The following is a 15889-nucleotide window of genomic DNA, read 5'->3' as shown; positions in this document are numbered from 1 at the left end:
ATGATCATGATTGCCGTCTGTGCTGGCCTTGTTGGATGCACGTCGACGCAAGGAGATCTTGGTCGGCCAGCAAAGAATGGCTTCGCGGAAAGCTTGATGGAGCTGGGTGGAGAGGCACGGGCCAAGCTTTCAGGTGAGCTTTACTCTGACTTCAACCGTACGGATGAAGAAAAGCTGATGCGTGACAAGGCGTGGATTCTGATCCGCCCGCCGCACGCAAAGGATTGGGTATCGCCTAATTTGTGGAATCTCTTTTCCATTCGAGATGTGACGGTTCACGTTCTGACCGAAACCCAGAGGACGCGTCTGACCAAGGAAGTCGACAGCGCTTTTGAATCGAAAAACTATTATCGTGCCCTTCGAACCGAACAATATGCCTCCCACCATGTGCGATATGATCGGGTGATAACGGACATAAATCAGGACCGCGAGGCATTTGCTGGCTTCGTACCGGTGGCCGAACGGGTGCTGGAAATGGACCGGCAGCGGATGGCTGCCCTTAGCCGCCTGTCCGACATGGATCCCCGGCAACTGGAAGATGCCTATGCTCGCGTGGACGAAAATCGACGATTTATTGGCTGGGTCTGGCGGGCGCTGCAATATCGTATGCGCGCCTATGCCTATGCGATCAAGAGACTCGAAGTCGAAACCCCTTCGCCCAAGGTGGCGGATGCTAGCCGCGCTTTGAAACGTCTTGAAGAGGATTTCCAGCGTCAGAATGGGGCAATGGATGCCGCGCCGAACGATCCTGATGCCTCAGCAGAGCGACGGTCACGTTACAGCCGTCGCCAATGGGCTAAGGATGATCCCAATCTGGTGAAATAGGGAGCCGGATCGGATTTGGCACGGGTCGGTGCTGGTTACTGCCCGGCCTCGGTTTCCCAGAGTGGTTCACAAGACACAAGGCGCATCGCCTCGGTGAGGCGCGCACGTTCCTTTTCATCATCAACGAAGCCACGCAGCAGCAAAAGCCCCTTATCGTCGTTGGCTTGAATGACAATGGTCGTGTCGTCGATCAGATCACGGCGCTCGCTGAGCAGACGATATTGCCCCTTTGTGCCTAGGATCACATTGATATTCGGGCCAGACACTTCGTTTGTCAGGCTATATTGGCTGCGGCCATAGCGGTCGAGATAATTGAGGCTCCAGAAGTCGGTTTGCAGATCCCCTTTCATGGCGATCGGTGCTCCCGAAATGTCGGTTCGGCAAAGGCCATAGACAAAGGTCGGGTCGAGATCGTCCGACAAGGCAACCGCCTCATGAGGGTCGGAGATAACCAACACCCGGTGCATCGGACCCATGGTCAGAACCCGGTGCCAGATATCATTGATCGAATAATAGGGAAGGGCGAAAATGGTCCCGATGTGAATGAGCACACCGGTCAGGAGTGCCGCTGCCAGGACATAGAGAACGCGGATCATTGGCAACTCACCCATGCAATCTTTGGCAACTCGATCTCGCCCAATCCGACTCCCGTTGTCAGCGACGTCTGATAGAGTCGCAAAACCAGCGAGTAGGATCCCACCGGATTGGTCATCAACCAGTTGCCACCCATGGCATCGGGCCCGGTCGTTACCTCAAATTCCTGCCCACTCAGCCAAGCCACATTGCGGCTGTGAACGCTGTAGCGCAGAGAGGGATTGTCAATCAGCTCCCCCTTTTCTGTCAGGACGGAAAGGCTCCAAAGTCGCGCGGGTAGATGTCCTCCGCGGATGTCATACTGGCACGCACCATCAAGCGGCGTGCCGTCGTCATCGCTGGTGGCAACAAAAACCAGACCCTCTCCGGCACCCATTGGCACCGAGCCACGGCGGGCCTGATCGGCGATTGTATAGGGATTGGCATCCGGTCCGATGGAGTTTGGCCAAGAACGCCAAGCCCCCACCTTGAGTTGCTCCAACTGATCGGCATTGTTGACCGCAAAGAAGGCGCTGCCTGTGCCCAGACCCGCCGCAACGACGATGAACAGAAGTATGTCCCTCAACAACAACACGCCATACGATCCTTGCAGCGCTCCGCGAATGTTATTCTGACCTGTAGATCAGAATCCTGTTTCATGCCCGGGCATTAACCCGGCAAGAGTTTCAGTTCACATCCGTACAGGGATTTGCCGAAAGGTCAATTGGTGATTGGGAATAATGCGCAAAAGACTACGTGCAATTCAGGAGTTTGTGCCCGAAAAGTGCAGGTGTGTCAGTTGTTTTTCCAGTTGGCTTGCAGGTCGATGAGGCCACTTTGCGTCGGGGACTTCATCGGGATCAGGCCACTGAGTTTTTGCCGTCCACCCACGAAGCTGCTGGCTTGAGGAGTTGGCGAAGACTTCAGCTTTTGCGCTTCGGTTGAGCGGAACAAGCCCGAAAGCGTGTCAAGTTGCTTGACCACATCGGGACTCAGACGCTGGTTGCCGCGCTTGGTCTTGAGATCCTTGATCCGCCCGCCAGCGGCCAGCTGAATGGCGCTGTTGTGCTTCTGTAGGCTATCCGCGTCATCGACGAAAGGCAGGGGCTTCAAGGCAATCTGCTGATGGGCGGCGCTCATGATGGCCTGCCAGGTCATAGCTGGCAGGCGCCCGCCGGTATTGCCTCTATAGGCCGAGGAGTTGTTGTCATTGCCGAACCAGACAGCGGCAGAATAGTTTCCGGTGAAGCCACAGAACCAGGCATCCTTATAACCGGTTGTCGTACCCGTTTTGCCCGCTGCCCGAATGCCCGGCAATTGTGCCCGTCTCCCGGTGCCGCTTTCAACCACCGTGACCAGCATCTGATTCATTCGAGCAATGGCTTCTTCCGGGATCACCTGCTCGATCTTGACGTCACGCTTGCGATCAAAGATGACCCGGCCTTTGCTATCGAGCATCTGCAGCACGGCATGCGGTTCAGACTTTTTGCCACCATTGGCAAACACCGCATAGGCCGTTGCCATTTCCATGACCGTAACCTCGGCTGCCCCCAACGGCAGCGAGCGGGTGATCAACAATTCGGACTTGATCCCCATTTTGTGTGCGGTTTCGACTATCTTGTCGCGGCCAATCGCCTGTGCCAGTCGAACCGGCACTGTGTTGATTGATCGTTTGAGGGCATTGGTCAAGGTGACCGGGCCGGCATAGCTGCGGCCATAGTTACGCACCGACCAGTCACCAATGGTCAGCGGAGCATCCTGAATGACGGATTTCGGTGTATAGCCATTCATCATGGCCGTCGTATAGACAAAGGGTTTGAAAGAAGAACCAGGTTGTCGTTTGGCATCGGTTGCGCGGTTGAACTGGCTCTTGCCATAATCGCGACCACCGACAATCGCCACCACGGCACCATTCGGCTCCATCAGGACGGCTGCACCTTCGGTTACACCAACCTGTTTGCCATTTTCACGCAAAACGCGCTTGACCGCCTGTTCTGACTGCTTCTGCAAGGTCATATCGATCGAGGTCTTGACGGTCAGAACCCGGTGCTGACTACCCGCCAGTCGTTTGACCTCGTCAAAGGCCCAATCAAGGAAATGATTTGGTGTTTCCGCGTCATTCTTGTCAATCGGTGTTGCTGGATCACGCAAGGCGCCAACGATCTGACCCTCTGTCATGAAGCCAGCCTGAACCATATTGATCAGCACTTCCTTGGCGCGGGCACGGGCCCGTGGCAAATTGACATGCGGGGCATATTTGGTCGGCGCTTTGAACAGGCCTGCCAGCATCGCCGATTCTGCCAAAGTCAGATCCTTGGCCGATTTGCCGAAATAGAATTCTGCCGCCGCCGCAATGCCGTAAGCGCCGCCACCCATATAGGCGCGGTCCAGATAAAGCTTGAGGATCTCTCGTTTCGTCAGATGGGTTTCCAGCCACAGAGACAAAAAGGCCTCATCGATTTTGCGTTTCAGTGTCCGTTCGTTGGTCAGGAAAATATTCTTAGCTAACTGTTGCGTAAGGGTCGAGCCACCCTGAACCACGCCGCCTGCGCGGGCATTTTCGACCATCGCGCGGGCAAGACCGAAGAAATCGATGCCAAAATGCTCGAAGAATCTTCGGTCCTCGGTCGCAAGAACCGCCTTGATGAAATGGTCCGGCAGGTCCTGCAATTCAAAGGAATCATCCTGCAAAATACCGCGGGTGCCGATTTCATTGCCAAAGCGATCAAGAAAGGTAACGGCATAGTCTTCCTGAGCTGGCAAACCATTCTCGGTCAGCTCGAAATTCGAAATTGCAAGGGAAAGGGCGAAAATCGAGCCGAACACCGCCATCGTCAAGCCACCGGACAGGGCCTGAACCAGCCAGAATTTCCAGCCATTGACCGAGAAGCGGCGCATGAAGCTGTTGCTGGTGTCGATGAAGCGTCCCAGCATGCCCCAGAAGTGGTAGACAGCTGTATCGATCAGGGCATCAAACGCCAAAAGCTTGGTCTTAAGCTTGGTTTTTGTCCTATTTTGATACGGATCGCGCAACATTCGGGGCAACTTCACTGAGGTTTAAAAGTTTAGGTATGAGTTTTTTCATATTTGGGGGGTGCTGTGCAAGCCTGATGCCAAGCAAACGCAAAAGAAATCTCTCAAGTGGGAAATCAGACCCTAAAAGCCTTCCTCCCTTGACAGTCAAAGCAAAGCGGGCCAGTCATCAGAGCTGACCGAAAACAGGACTTTCATCCATGACAGATTCCAACGATTTCCTGACACCTGCATCCAAGGCCGACGCTGAGACCAAACCGTTCTGGCAGCGAAAAAGCCTGTCGGAAATGTCAAAAGCGGAATGGGAATCGCTTTGCGATGGCTGCGGCCGCTGCTGTTTGAACAAGCTTGAGGACTGGGACACTGGCGAGATCATCTGGACCAACATTGCCTGCACGTTGCTGGATGATCAGACCTGCCGCTGCAAGGATTATGACAACCGACTGGAAACCGTGCCCGATTGCGTGCCACTGAATGTCGAGAAGGTGCAAAGTCTATCCTGGTTACCACCCACTTGCGCCTATCGCCTGCTCGATGAGGGCTTTGACCTCTATTGGTGGCATCCCTTGGTATCCGGCGATCCCGATAGCATCCATCAGGCTGGCATTTCGGTGCGCGACAAGGTGGTGTCAGAAGATGGAATGGCGGTAGAGGAATATGAGCAGCATGTGGTTTTCTGGCCCGGATTCGAAGACGACGAGCCACCAAAGCCACTCAAGTGAGTGATTGATTGTATTTGTTTGAAAAGTAAAGTCCTGAAATTGCACGATAAATTGATTGTTCAATCTAAAAATACAACTTTAACGATTATTTTTGTTGACATGCGAACGCAGGTCGTATAGACATTAGGTACAGTCGGAGAGGTGCGAGAGTTCACCACTCTGAGCTGTTTGGATTGCGTTGATCCGCAATCATTCGAACAACCGCGCCCCCTAGGTGCGGTTTTTTTGTGGCTACGCTCTGGATCTCCGGGACGGTGCTGAGCATGGCTCGCGCCGGACAGCGGGGCAGTGGGGCAAAGGGCGCTATATCAGGAACATGCATGAGCAAGAAGAGGTCGGACGAACGAGACTGGCAAGCCATTCGGCGTGCCTGGGAGGTTGGCGACAAGCCTGTGGCCCAGATTGCACGAGCATTTGGGGTTCATCGCGACACGATCTATCGGCGGGCAAAAGTCTGGCGGCAGGACGCAGCGGACCAGACATCCCAAAAAGAGATCCAAAAACAGCCAAGACGGGCCTCCGCACGAGGACAAAAGACAAAAGCCGCCAGCGCAGAGGCGCAGGACCATCTGACCATGGTACAGCGGCTGTTCAACGCGACGGACCAGCAGATCCGCCATCTCGAACAGCAGCATGAAAGCGGAGAGGCTGCGTTCGATGAAAAAGAAGCCCGTATGCTAGGCACCATTGCCCGAACGCTTGACAAAATCATGGATCTGACAAGTCAAAAACCCGCCGAGAGCGACGGGGATGGAGAGAGCGTCAAATCAAACAAAGCCGGAGACAAAGTCAATGAGCGAAGCGAAGAGCAACTCGATCTTGACCGCCTCCGCCAAGACCTTGCGCAGCGCCTTGATCGATTGCAGCAAAGCGGATCGGGCGCAATTTCTGGCGAGCCTGTCGGTTGATGAACTCAATGCTTTACTGAGTGACTGGGAAATCTGGGCCCGGCCCGACCAACTGCCTCCCCAAGGCGACTGGACCACATGGCTGGTAATGGGAGGTCGGGGCGCTGGCAAAACCCGCACCGGGGCAGAATGGATCAAGGCGCTGGCATTGGGGCGCGCACCCTTTGCGTCCCAGCCCCATGGGCGCATTGCTCTGGTGGGGGAAACCCTGGGCGATGCACGCGAGGTGATGGTAGAGGGTGTTTACCGCCCCTCAACTGGGCCTCTGTTCCTTCCATACTTGAAAGGGGCAGGGGCTTCTTTTTGCCAATATCCAACCAAATTACGGAGGAGATCCGGCATGTCGGCAGCATTATTGACACCACCCCAGATCGAGCCCGTCAGCCTGTCTGACATCAAGGCCTATCTGAAGATCGACCATAGCGATGAAGATGATTTGCTGCGTGCATTTCTCACCAGCGCCCGGATCCATCTTGAACAGCTAATTGGGCAGCACCTGATCACCCAGACTTGGAGGGTCATTCTCGATGGGCCGTTCGGGGCCGTGATAACCGTGCCTGTTGCGCCGCTTGGTGCCATTCTCAGTGCCGCTTTCCTGTCCTCCGACGGTGATTTGGTGGCCTTGGGCAGCGAAGCCTTTTCGATCAATCAGCCAAGCGGTCCTGCGACCATCCGCACCATTGGCGGTCAAGTGGCCTTGGCGGGCTATCGCCTGCAACTCGATGTCGAAACCGGCTTTGGCGCGACCGCAGAAGAGGTGCCTGCGCCCTTGCTGCAAGCCATTCGGATGATCACCGCCGAATGGTATGAGCGGCGCCTGATTGCCGATCCCGGCTCATTGCCCGCACTCTCAAAGGCACTCGCTCCATTGATCGCGCCCTACCGCACTGTGCGGCTGTGAGGGGATGCTATGACCGAGACAAACGCCGCTTCCTTCGCCTTTGATCCATCGGCCTTGCGTCATCGGATCAGCCTCAAAAAGCCAGCCGCGCCGGATGCGGACTGGCTGACGCCTGAAAGCCTTGAGACCGTCGCCACCGTCTGGGCGGGGATCCTGACCAGCCAAGCAAGGCAAAATATCGCCGCTGATCAGGCCGACAATGCAGAAGAGATCAGCTTCGTCATCCGCTATCGCAGCGATGTCACTGGCATCACTCATGTCGAGGAAGACGGCCACGGCTACGCCTTGCAATCCATGCATGACCCGGATCATCGCAAAAGCTGGTTGATCCTCAAAGGCAAAAGCGAGATCGGCCATGGTCTCTAGCGCCCAAGCCATCAAACAACTGACGCAAAGACTTCTTGCCAAGGTCGCCCCTGAAGTGAAGGGGGAGATTGAGGCCGAGGCCGAACGGTTGCAAATGGATTTGACCGTCACGCTTGAATTGGAGCAGCTAAAGGCTCGCCTTTCCTTGACAGGCCCTGATTTGCTCGCCCGCCACTATGGCGCGCCAGATGCGCCGGCTGACCACTCGATCACCCGGATACTCGCAGCCTGCGCCAACAATAGGAGGCACCAGCCATGACCCTTGCCGCTACCCAACTGGAAGCCGCCATCCATGCTCGCCTGATCGCCGACACGGCCCTGATCGATCTGCTTGGTGGGGCCAAAGTCTATGCCGAAGCGCCCCGCAACAGTGCCTTTCCCTATATCACCCTTGCGGTATCACTGTCTCGAGACTGGAGTACAGGAACCGAGACCGGAGGCGACCATCGCTTGATCCTGACTGTCTGGGCTGGCCGCAATCACCGCGACCAATTGGCGGCCATTTTGGCGCGGATGTCTGACCTGATTGTGGCCGAGGGGCTCAGCCTGCCCAACCACCATCTGATCAACATGCAGCAACAAAGCTGCGAAATCCGTTCAGACCAGCGCAACCGCGCCCTTCAGGGGCTGATGCAACTGCGGGCCGTCACCGAACCCATCGCCAACTGATTTTACTTTCCCCTTATTTTGGAGATTTTCCATGACTGCACAACGCGGTAAGGACCTATTGCTTAAAGTGCGCAATGAAGCAGACAGTGCCTTTGTAACCGTCGCAGGCCTGCGGGCACGCAGCCTGTCTTTCAATGCGGAAAGCGTTGATATCACCCACACCGAATCCGCAGGTCAATGGCGCGAGTTGCTATCCGGCGGTGGCATGCGCCGTGCGAGCCTGTCCGGCAGTGGCTTGTTCAAAGATGTTGAAAGCGATGAACGCCCGCGATCGTTGTTCTTTTCAGGAGTATCAGCGCAGTGGCAGGTCATCATTCCCGATTTCGGCACATTGGAAGGCCCGTTCCAAATTTCAGCGCTGGAATATTCCGGCCAACATGACAACGAGTTGACCTTTGAGATTGCGATGGAATCCGCTGGCGCCCTCAGCTTCACAGCGCTTTAGGGGGAGCAAGGAAATTGGCAAACAAAAGACGCGGAGAGATTGATCTCACCCTCGATGGCAAGACGTATCCTCTTTGCCTGACCTTCGGGGCCTTGGCCGAATTGGAAGACAAGATGGGACTTGCCAATATCGGTGAATTGGCGGGCCGTTTTTCCAATGGACAGGTCCGCAGCGCGGATCTGATCAGGATTTTGGGCGTGGCCTTGCGTGGGGGTGGCAACGATGTCTCTGATCGACAAGCCGCCTCAATGCGTTGCGAGGGAGGGGCGGGTGCTTTGGCGGTGGCACTGGTAGAGCTGTTGCAACTCACCTTTAACCCGGAACCAAGCCCCCAAAAAACACCATGAGGGGAGCAGAAAGCCAGCATACGGGTGTCGCAGAAGTGGCTTTTCCGTGGACCTTATATTCTGCCATTGCCTTGCGGGGGCTTTGTTGGACGCCAGAGATCTTCTGGCAATCCACCCCGCGGGAAGTGTGTATGGCATTCGCGGTGAATCAGCAGATTTCGCCTCCCTTTGATCGCGCGACCCTTGATCAGTTGCAACAAGCTTTCCCCGATGAGGGGCAGTCCCAACAGTTTTGACGAAAAGAGGAAATGACATGTCCGCAGAAGTCGTGGAAACAGCGGTCATCGAAGTGGAGGCCGATCTCAAGTCCTTCACCAGGGATCTCAACGCCGCCAAAAAGCAGGCCGATATGCTGGGTGACAAGGTTGGCGATGCGATGGCTGATGCCCTGATCGGTGGCCGTAGTCTTGAACAGATTTTTCGAAATCTCGCACTGGATGTCAGTAAGGGCTTTTTGACAGCAGGCATTGCCCCTTTGCGGGAGTTGGTCTCGGGCGGCGTTTCAAATCTTGCGCAAGGCTTTCTTTCTTCCTTGCTGGGTCCGTCCGCATCACAGGGCATCGCTGGCGGCATGACACCCTTTGCAACAGGCGGCGTGGTCAATGGGCCGACTTTGTTCCCTATGGGGGCAGGGGCGGGCCTGATGGGAGAAGCGGGCCCTGAAGCCATTTTGCCGTTGCAACGAGGGCCCGATGGTCGCCTCGGCGTCTCTACCGGATCTGGCCAGAGCGCAGCGGTTTCCATCGTGATGAATATAACCACACCGGATGCGCATTCCTTTGCCAAATCGGAAAATCAGATAGCAACAAAATTAGCCCGCGCCGTCGGACGGGGACGGCGCGGGCTTTAACAAGCTGGTGCAAGACGAGGAGGGGCTCGATCACCAACCAACTGACAGGAGAAAAAGACATCTCTTACTCCTTTCAATCAGCCCCCGGCGCTTCATGGAAAGAGTGAACTGTGCAGTAAGTACACTATTTCATGCGACCAACTAACTCACCTTGATCAAGATCAAGCAAAGCGTGGAAACAAACTGGACCGACCGTCTAGGCACGCGGAGTCTGCAGTTTTACGCGTCTTTTTGTCAGCCTGCGCGTTAGCACCTGAGAGGGAAAATGCCTCTCTGGTGAAGGCGATCTTCTATGTTTATCTCCTTAGACCGGATCATCAAAAATGAACGGATTTCATGAAACTCTCTTCCCCTTGCATGTAGGCTTTGGCGCTTCGGGCGGGCCGATGCGCAAGACCGACATTGCGGCTCTGGTCTCAGGCTTTGAGGAGCGCAATGCCAGATGGGCCAACTCCAGACGCAGCTATGATGCCGGCACCGGTTTGAGGTCCCTGCGCGATCTGCAAACGGTGCTCTCCTTCTTCGAAGAAAGGCGAGGGCGGCTTTATGGCTTCCGGTTTCGCGATCCCCTGGATCATGCGTCCTGTCCCATTGGTCAGCAGCCGCAGGCAAGCGATCAGTCTCTGGGCTTGGGAGATGGTGAAACGGTCAGTTTCCATTTGACTAAGACCTATGGTGGCTTGCATGCCCCCTATCAACGCAAAATTACCAAGCCAGTGGCCGGTTCGGTGCTCATCGCGGTGGATGGCGCTGCGGTCAACGATGTCGCAATCGATGAAGCAACGGGGGTGGTCACCTTTGCCACCCCGCCATACGCAGGCAGCGCGCTGACAGCAGGGTTTCAGTTTGATGTTCCGGTCCGCTTCGACACCGACCAACTGGAATTCTCACTCAGTGGCTTTGAAGCCGGCGACATCCCGTCTGTGCCCTTGATGGAGATCCGCCTATGAAAAGCCTAACCCCTGACCTCGCTGCCCACTTGCAAACGGGAGCGACGACGCTCGCCACCTGCTGGATTCTCAAACGCACCGACGGCTTCACGCTTGGTTTTACCGATCATGATGAGCCTCTGACCCTGGAAGAGGTAACGTGCGAACCTGCTACCGGCATGACAGGCTCCGAAATGCGCCAAAGCCACGGCTTTGCCAGCGATGATCAGGACATCAGTGGCATTCTGTCATCAAGTGCAATTTCGGAAACCGATTTGATCTCCGGCCGCTATGACGGCGCGACTATCGAGACATGGCGGCTCAATTGGCAGTCGCCGGAGCAAAAACTGCACTTGCGCACCGGCTATCTGGGCGAAGTAAAACGCACAGAAACTAGCTTTCAAGCGGAAATTCGCGGGCTCTCAGTGGCGATGGAGCAGGAGCAGGGCCGGATCTATCAATATGGCTGTGATGCCACCTGTGGCGATCTGCGCTGCGGTCTCGATTTGACAAGGCCGGATTTGCATTTTGATGGCACCATAATTGCCACATCCAGCCAAACAAATTTGACCGTCAATTTCACCAACCGCCCCTCTGCTGGTCGCCTCGATCTCGGTCAGATGACGCTCTTGTCCGGTGAGGCTGAGGGCATGGTGTTTGACATCATGAGCCACAACCATGCCGAAGAGCACGATCAGTTGGAGCTTTGGTTGCCACTTCATGGCGATGTGGCTCCCGGTGATCAAGTTCTTGTCCAGGTGGGCTGCGACAAGAGCTTTGCGACCTGCCGCGATATCTATGCCAATCAGCAGAATTTCCGTGGCTTTCCGCACATTCCGGGAAATGACTTTGTGCTGAGTGCCCCTGATCAGCATCAGGTCAGGGACGGTTCTACCCTGATGAAGGAATGAGATTATGAAGGCGCGATCTGAAATCGCAATTGGGGTTGAGGATATTTTGTCCGAAGCGCTGAGCTGGGAAGGTACCCCTTACCGTCATCAGGCCAGTTGCAAGGGCTTTGGTTGTGATTGCCTCGGGCTCGTGCGCGGTGTCTACAGTGCCTTCTGGCCGAATGATACGCCTATCCCCACCTACAATCCGGGATGGGCAGATGCTGGCGGCACTGAAACACTGGCAGAAGGGGCGGCTCGATATCTCGTCTCCAAGCGGCTCGAAGATCGAAGCCCCGGTGATGTGTTGTTGTTCCGCTATCGGTCCGAGTTCCCCGCCAAACATGCGGGCATATTGCTCACTGGGAACCAGTTTCTGCATGCTCACCACAATAGTGCCGTTTGCCGTGCTTCCCTGTCCGACTGGTGGGAGAGACGCATCGCCTATGCTTTCGCCTTTCCCCTGTCTCTGGCGAGACAAACCAACAAGAGGGAGATACATCCATGACAACGCTGGTTTTGCGCACTGCTGGCAGTGTGATCGGTGGCTCGTTGCTCGGGCCACTCGGTGCAGCCATTGGGGGGGCTTTGGGAGCGAGTGCTGGCTATGCCCTAGACCAGTCTCTCTTTGGTGCTGGCTCTCGTTCGGCTGAAGGTCCGCGCCTGTCTGATCTGGAGGTCCAGACGTCCACCGAAGGTGCCCCGATCACACGGCTTTATGGCCGGGCAAGGCTCAATGGTCAGATTATTTGGGCAACCAACTTCACCGAAACGGTTACGCGTCGTGAGCAGCGCACCGGCGCGGCCAAAGGCGGCATGTCTGGAGGTTCCGTCGAACAGACAACCTACAGCTATTATGCCAACTTTGCCGTCGGCCTGTGCGAAGGTGAGATCGCCTATGTCGGTCGCATCTGGGCCAATGGCACCGAGTTGGACCTCAAGGACATTGCCTACCGGGTCTATCGAGGAGATGAAGACCAGTTGCCAGACAGCCTGATCGAAGCCAAACAGGGGGCTGGCAATGTGCCCGCCTACAAGGGGCTTGCTTATGTGGTGTTCGAAGATTTGCCGCTCGGCGCCTTTGGCAACCGCATCCCGCAATTGAGCTTTGAGGTGGTGCGCCCGGTCGGCAAGCTGGAAACACAGATCCGTTCGATGGTTGTGATACCCGGCGCGACCGAGTTTGGCTATGACGCGTCCGAGGTGACCCGAAAGAACGGGGAAGGGGAATGGACGAGTGAAAACCGACATACCTCTGAACCGTTGACCGATTTTGAGACCTCGCTCGATCATCTTTGCGCCCTGTGCCCCAATCTGGAACGGATAGCGTTGGTGGTCAGCTGGTTCGGCTCGGATTTGCGTGCGAGTCATTGTGCAATCAGACCGGCAGTAGAAGACTCTGGCAAAGTAACCAAAGGTGCCACTTGGTCCGTCGCAGGCCTGACAAGAGGCACCGCACCGGTGGTAAGCGAAAGTGATGGCCAGCCTGCCTACGGCGGAACACCATCCGATGACAGCGTCAAACACGCCATTGCCGCTATCCGGATGCGTGGGTTGGAAGTGGTTCTCTATCCTTTCGTGATGATGGATGTTCCAACCGACAATACGCTTGTCGATCCATATGGAAATGTGAAACAGGCTCCCTATCCATGGCGAGGACGGATTACCTGCTTTCCCGGTCCGGGTCAGCCAAACAGTGCCGACAAAACCGATGAGGTGGACGCGCAAATCGCTCAGTTCGCCACTTTGCAAGACTGGAGCTATGCTCGTTTCATCCACCATTATGCCCAGCTCGCAGCTGATGCTGGTGGTGTCGATGCTTTTCTTATTGGCTCGGAGTTGCGCGGATTGACGTGGTTGCGCGATGCCCAATCCGACTATCCCTTCGTGAATGTGCTCAAAACCCTCGCTGCTGAGGTGAAGAGCATCCTGGGCTCGGACTGTCTTCTGACATATGCTGCTGACTGGAGTGAGTATTTTGGCCACCAGCCTGTCAATGAACTCGGCGATGTTCACTATCATCTCGACCCTCTTTGGAGTGATGACAATATCGATGCCATCGGGATCGACAATTATATGCCTCTGTCTGACTGGCGGGCTGGCGACAGTCATCTCGACGCGGCCATGTCTGACAATGGTCTTGATGAAGCCTATCTCCAAAGCAACATTGCCGGGGGTGAAGGCTATGACTGGTACTATGCCAGCGAGGAGGACCGCCAGTCACAGGTCAGAACGCCGATTGCAGATGGGCTGGCAGGCAAAGATTGGGTCTATCGCTACAAGGATTTGGTGAGTTGGTGGCAAAATACGCATCATGACCGACTGAATGGGCAGGAAAGCGAAACCGCAACAGCTTGGGTGCCGCAATCAAAACCGATCTGGTTTACCGAGCTCGGCTGCCCAGCCGTCCATTTGGGACCGAATGAGCCCAACCGATTCCCGGATCCCAAGTCGGTAGAGAGTGGACTGCCACACCATTCTGTCGGTGCTCGGGATGATTGCGCTCAAAGAGCGATGCTTCAGGCTTGCCACTCCTATTGGTCGAACAACGAAGCGCACAGCAATCCCGTGTCTGCGCATTACGGCGGACCGATGGTCGATCCAGATCGGATCCATCTGTGGGCATGGGATGCCCGCCCATTTCCGGCCTTTCCTCTGAGTCGGGAAACATGGGCAGACAGCGAGAGTTGGAACAAAGGTCACTGGCTTAATGGGCGCTTGGGGAGCGCCAGTTTGAATGGCGTGATCAACACCTTGCTCAAGGACTTTTCCCTGCCGATGACAACCATCTCGGCGACCTTGCCAGTGATTGATGGCTTCGTTGTGGATCGCCCCATGTCGGCCCGATCCGCTTTGGAAGGGTTGTGCAACTTCTTCGGATTGAGCATGACAACGGCCAATGACCAACTGGCATTTCACCCCATGCAAACTGTGTCTTGTACCAGCCTGACAACTGAAAATCTGGCTGAGAGCGAAGATACACCTCATATTCTCAAGCAGGCCGAAGCTTGGGAAAGGGAAGCCGCTGCCGTGTCGGTTGGATTCAAGGAGGTGTTTCTTGACTATCGCCAGTCTGTGGCGCGCTTTGCCCAGCCTGCAGCTCGGTCGCAACGAGAGGTCAATCAATCAACATCCATCCTGTCGACACAACCTGTCATGATGAATGCTGCAAGAAACTGGCTGCGGGAGCAAAACCATGCTCGGCACTCCATTCAGTTTTCATTGCCACCTTCACAAATCGCGTTAGAGGTGGGTGATGCCATCACGTTTGATATGGACGGAAGTCCACAACGCTATCGGATCGTAGAAATCGAGGATGGCGCTTTGCGCCAGATACAGGCAACCCGACTTGCACCACGCAATGCTGCCCCGATCGCCACTCGGAGCAGAGCATCTCAACATCTTAGTCATTCGACAATGCTGCCGATTATGGAAGTCCTTCATTTGCCGCTTCTTCCCGGCCAGAGTCAAAAGCCATACGCACCCTATCTCGCGGTTTATGCCAAACCATGGCAAGGGGCAGTCGCTCTTTATCAGGGAGACAGCACTACAGGATTTTCCTTTCGCCAAACCCTTGAAGTGCCGGCAATCATGGGAAATTTGCTGTCAGATCTAAAGCCCGCTTTGCCCAATGTCTGGGATCGCGGAAGCCAGCTTAGAGTGAAGATTTACAACGGTAGCTTGGCCAGCATTCAACCCGAAGCTGTCTTGTCCGGAGGCAACGCTGCGGCCATTAGGGCGCAAGATGGCTCATGCGAAGTCTTGCAATTCACCAATGCGGAACTGACCGGCGATGATAGCTGGCTCCTGACTGGCCTGTTGCGTGGTCAATTGGGTACGGAAGAAGCCGCAAAATTGGGGGCCGTCACAGGTGCGTCCTTTGTTTTGCTCGATGAGGCCGTTTTGCCATTGCAAAGCTCGGAGCGGGATTTAGGCAAATCCCTAAAGCTTCGCATGGTGCGAAGCGGGCAACTGATCAATGCAGCTGATACCAGCGACCAGATGATCGACATGACTGGACGCGGAATGCTGCCTTTGTCGCCTGTTCATTTGCGCCTGACGTCTGAGGAAGGGGGCGGGTTGCACTTCAGATGGCTTCGCAGGGATCGTTTGGGGGCTGACAGTTGGACTGGTGCAACCATTCCTCTGAACGAAGACACTGAGAGCTATCAGCTTCGTATTCTACATCCTCTGACAGAGCAACTGGTGCGAGAGGAGGTCGTTACTCAACCCGAATGGCTCTACACCTTGCCAGTCCGACAGGCCGACGGAATAAGCGAAACTGATCATCTGATCATCGAGATCCGGCAGATCGGTCGCACAATCGGGGCTGGAGCCAAACTGTCCAGACGCATTGATCTGGAGACCCTCGGGATTTCAGACAGTGCCCCGAACTAACTTCCTATCTTTTTGCCATCAACAAACTGAGGA

Annotated in this window: 18 protein-coding genes; 15 read left to right on the top strand and 3 right to left on the bottom strand. The window is 55.5% G+C overall.

Annotated elements, in window-relative coordinates; all coding sequences use genetic code 11:
- The gene (locus FDK21_RS13760; protein WP_138149159.1) at window positions 1–825 is read left to right on the top strand and encodes a hypothetical protein; all 825 of its coding nucleotides are present in this window, start codon (window positions 1–3) and stop codon (window positions 823–825) included.
- Window positions 826–860: 35 nt separating this feature from the next.
- Here FDK21_RS13760 and FDK21_RS13755 read toward each other — a convergent pair whose 3' ends face one another.
- From FDK21_RS13755 to FDK21_RS13745, 3 genes are all read right to left on the bottom strand, one after another.
- Complete coding sequence (locus FDK21_RS13755) at window positions 861–1421, bottom strand: hypothetical protein (RefSeq protein ID WP_114010181.1); 561 nt, start codon at window positions 1419–1421, stop codon at window positions 861–863.
- Window positions 1418–1993: a DUF1214 domain-containing protein gene (locus FDK21_RS13750; RefSeq protein WP_114010182.1), complete on the bottom strand. Its 576-nt coding sequence runs from the start codon at window positions 1991–1993 to the stop codon at window positions 1418–1420. Before FDK21_RS13750 ends, FDK21_RS13755 begins: the two co-directional genes overlap by 4 nt.
- Before the next feature lie 200 nt (window positions 1994–2193).
- The gene (locus FDK21_RS13745; protein WP_198662954.1) at window positions 2194–4380 is read right to left on the bottom strand and encodes a PBP1A family penicillin-binding protein; all 2187 of its coding nucleotides are present in this window, start codon (window positions 4378–4380) and stop codon (window positions 2194–2196) included.
- A 251-nt stretch (window positions 4381–4631) separates the two neighbouring features.
- Between FDK21_RS13745 and FDK21_RS13740 the strand changes: the two genes are divergently transcribed.
- The 14 genes from FDK21_RS13740 (at window position 4632) to FDK21_RS13675 (ending at window position 15856) form a co-directional block, all read left to right on the top strand.
- Window positions 4632–5153 carry a YcgN family cysteine cluster protein gene (locus tag FDK21_RS13740; protein WP_138149157.1) on the top strand — a complete coding sequence of 174 codons (522 nt, stop codon included), beginning with the start codon at window positions 4632–4634 and terminating at the stop codon, window positions 5151–5153.
- Window positions 5154–5473: 320 nt separating this feature from the next.
- Complete coding sequence (locus tag FDK21_RS13735) at window positions 5474–6061, top strand: helix-turn-helix domain-containing protein (RefSeq protein WP_171022086.1); 588 nt, start codon at window positions 5474–5476, stop codon at window positions 6059–6061.
- Window positions 5946–6962, top strand: coding sequence for a head-tail connector protein (locus FDK21_RS13730; protein ID WP_138149153.1), 1017 nt, complete (start codon window positions 5946–5948; stop codon window positions 6960–6962). Before FDK21_RS13735 ends, FDK21_RS13730 begins: the two co-directional genes overlap by 116 nt.
- A gap of 9 nt (window positions 6963–6971) precedes the next feature.
- Entirely contained in the window at window positions 6972–7328 is a 357-nt protein-coding gene (locus FDK21_RS13725) for a phage head closure protein (protein ID WP_138149151.1), read from the top strand.
- Entirely contained in the window at window positions 7318–7587 is a 270-nt protein-coding gene (locus FDK21_RS13720) for a hypothetical protein (protein ID WP_138149149.1), read from the top strand. Before FDK21_RS13725 ends, FDK21_RS13720 begins: the two co-directional genes overlap by 11 nt.
- On the top strand, window positions 7584–7997 hold the full coding sequence (locus FDK21_RS13715) for a DUF3168 domain-containing protein (RefSeq protein WP_138149147.1): 414 nt from the start codon (window positions 7584–7586) through the stop codon (window positions 7995–7997). Before FDK21_RS13720 ends, FDK21_RS13715 begins: the two co-directional genes overlap by 4 nt.
- 31 nt (window positions 7998–8028) lie before the next feature.
- The gene (locus FDK21_RS13710) at window positions 8029–8442 is read left to right on the top strand and encodes a phage major tail protein, TP901-1 family (protein WP_138149145.1); all 414 of its coding nucleotides are present in this window, start codon (window positions 8029–8031) and stop codon (window positions 8440–8442) included.
- Between the two features lie 14 nt (window positions 8443–8456).
- Window positions 8457–8789, top strand: coding sequence for a gene transfer agent family protein (locus FDK21_RS13705; protein WP_138149143.1), 333 nt, complete (start codon window positions 8457–8459; stop codon window positions 8787–8789).
- Window positions 8786–9025, top strand: coding sequence for a phage tail assembly chaperone (locus FDK21_RS13700; protein WP_114010195.1), 240 nt, complete (start codon window positions 8786–8788; stop codon window positions 9023–9025). Before FDK21_RS13705 ends, FDK21_RS13700 begins: the two co-directional genes overlap by 4 nt.
- Before the next feature lie 17 nt (window positions 9026–9042).
- The gene (locus FDK21_RS13695) at window positions 9043–9639 is read left to right on the top strand and encodes a phage tail tape measure protein (protein WP_138149141.1); all 597 of its coding nucleotides are present in this window, start codon (window positions 9043–9045) and stop codon (window positions 9637–9639) included.
- A 323-nt stretch (window positions 9640–9962) separates the two neighbouring features.
- Entirely contained in the window at window positions 9963–10589 is a 627-nt protein-coding gene (locus tag FDK21_RS13690) for a DUF2460 domain-containing protein (protein WP_138149139.1), read from the top strand.
- Window positions 10586–11479 carry a DUF2163 domain-containing protein gene (locus FDK21_RS13685; protein WP_114010198.1) on the top strand — a complete coding sequence of 298 codons (894 nt, stop codon included), beginning with the start codon at window positions 10586–10588 and terminating at the stop codon, window positions 11477–11479. Before FDK21_RS13690 ends, FDK21_RS13685 begins: the two co-directional genes overlap by 4 nt.
- Before the next feature lie 4 nt (window positions 11480–11483).
- Window positions 11484–11966 (top strand): NlpC/P60 family protein, encoded by a 483-nt coding sequence (locus FDK21_RS13680; protein ID WP_114010199.1) that lies wholly within the window; start codon window positions 11484–11486, stop codon window positions 11964–11966.
- Entirely contained in the window at window positions 11963–15856 is a 3894-nt protein-coding gene (locus FDK21_RS13675) for a glycoside hydrolase/phage tail family protein (RefSeq protein ID WP_138149137.1), read from the top strand. Before FDK21_RS13680 ends, FDK21_RS13675 begins: the two co-directional genes overlap by 4 nt.
- The last annotated feature ends 33 nt before the right edge of the window (window positions 15857–15889 follow it).

The organism is Cohaesibacter sp. CAU 1516 (assembly GCF_005771485.1).
GTDB lineage: Bacteria > Pseudomonadota > Alphaproteobacteria > Rhizobiales > Cohaesibacteraceae > Cohaesibacter > Cohaesibacter intestini.
The sequence above is the reverse complement of the archived record's forward strand: the minus strand, read 5'-3'. Positions and strand labels throughout refer to the sequence as shown.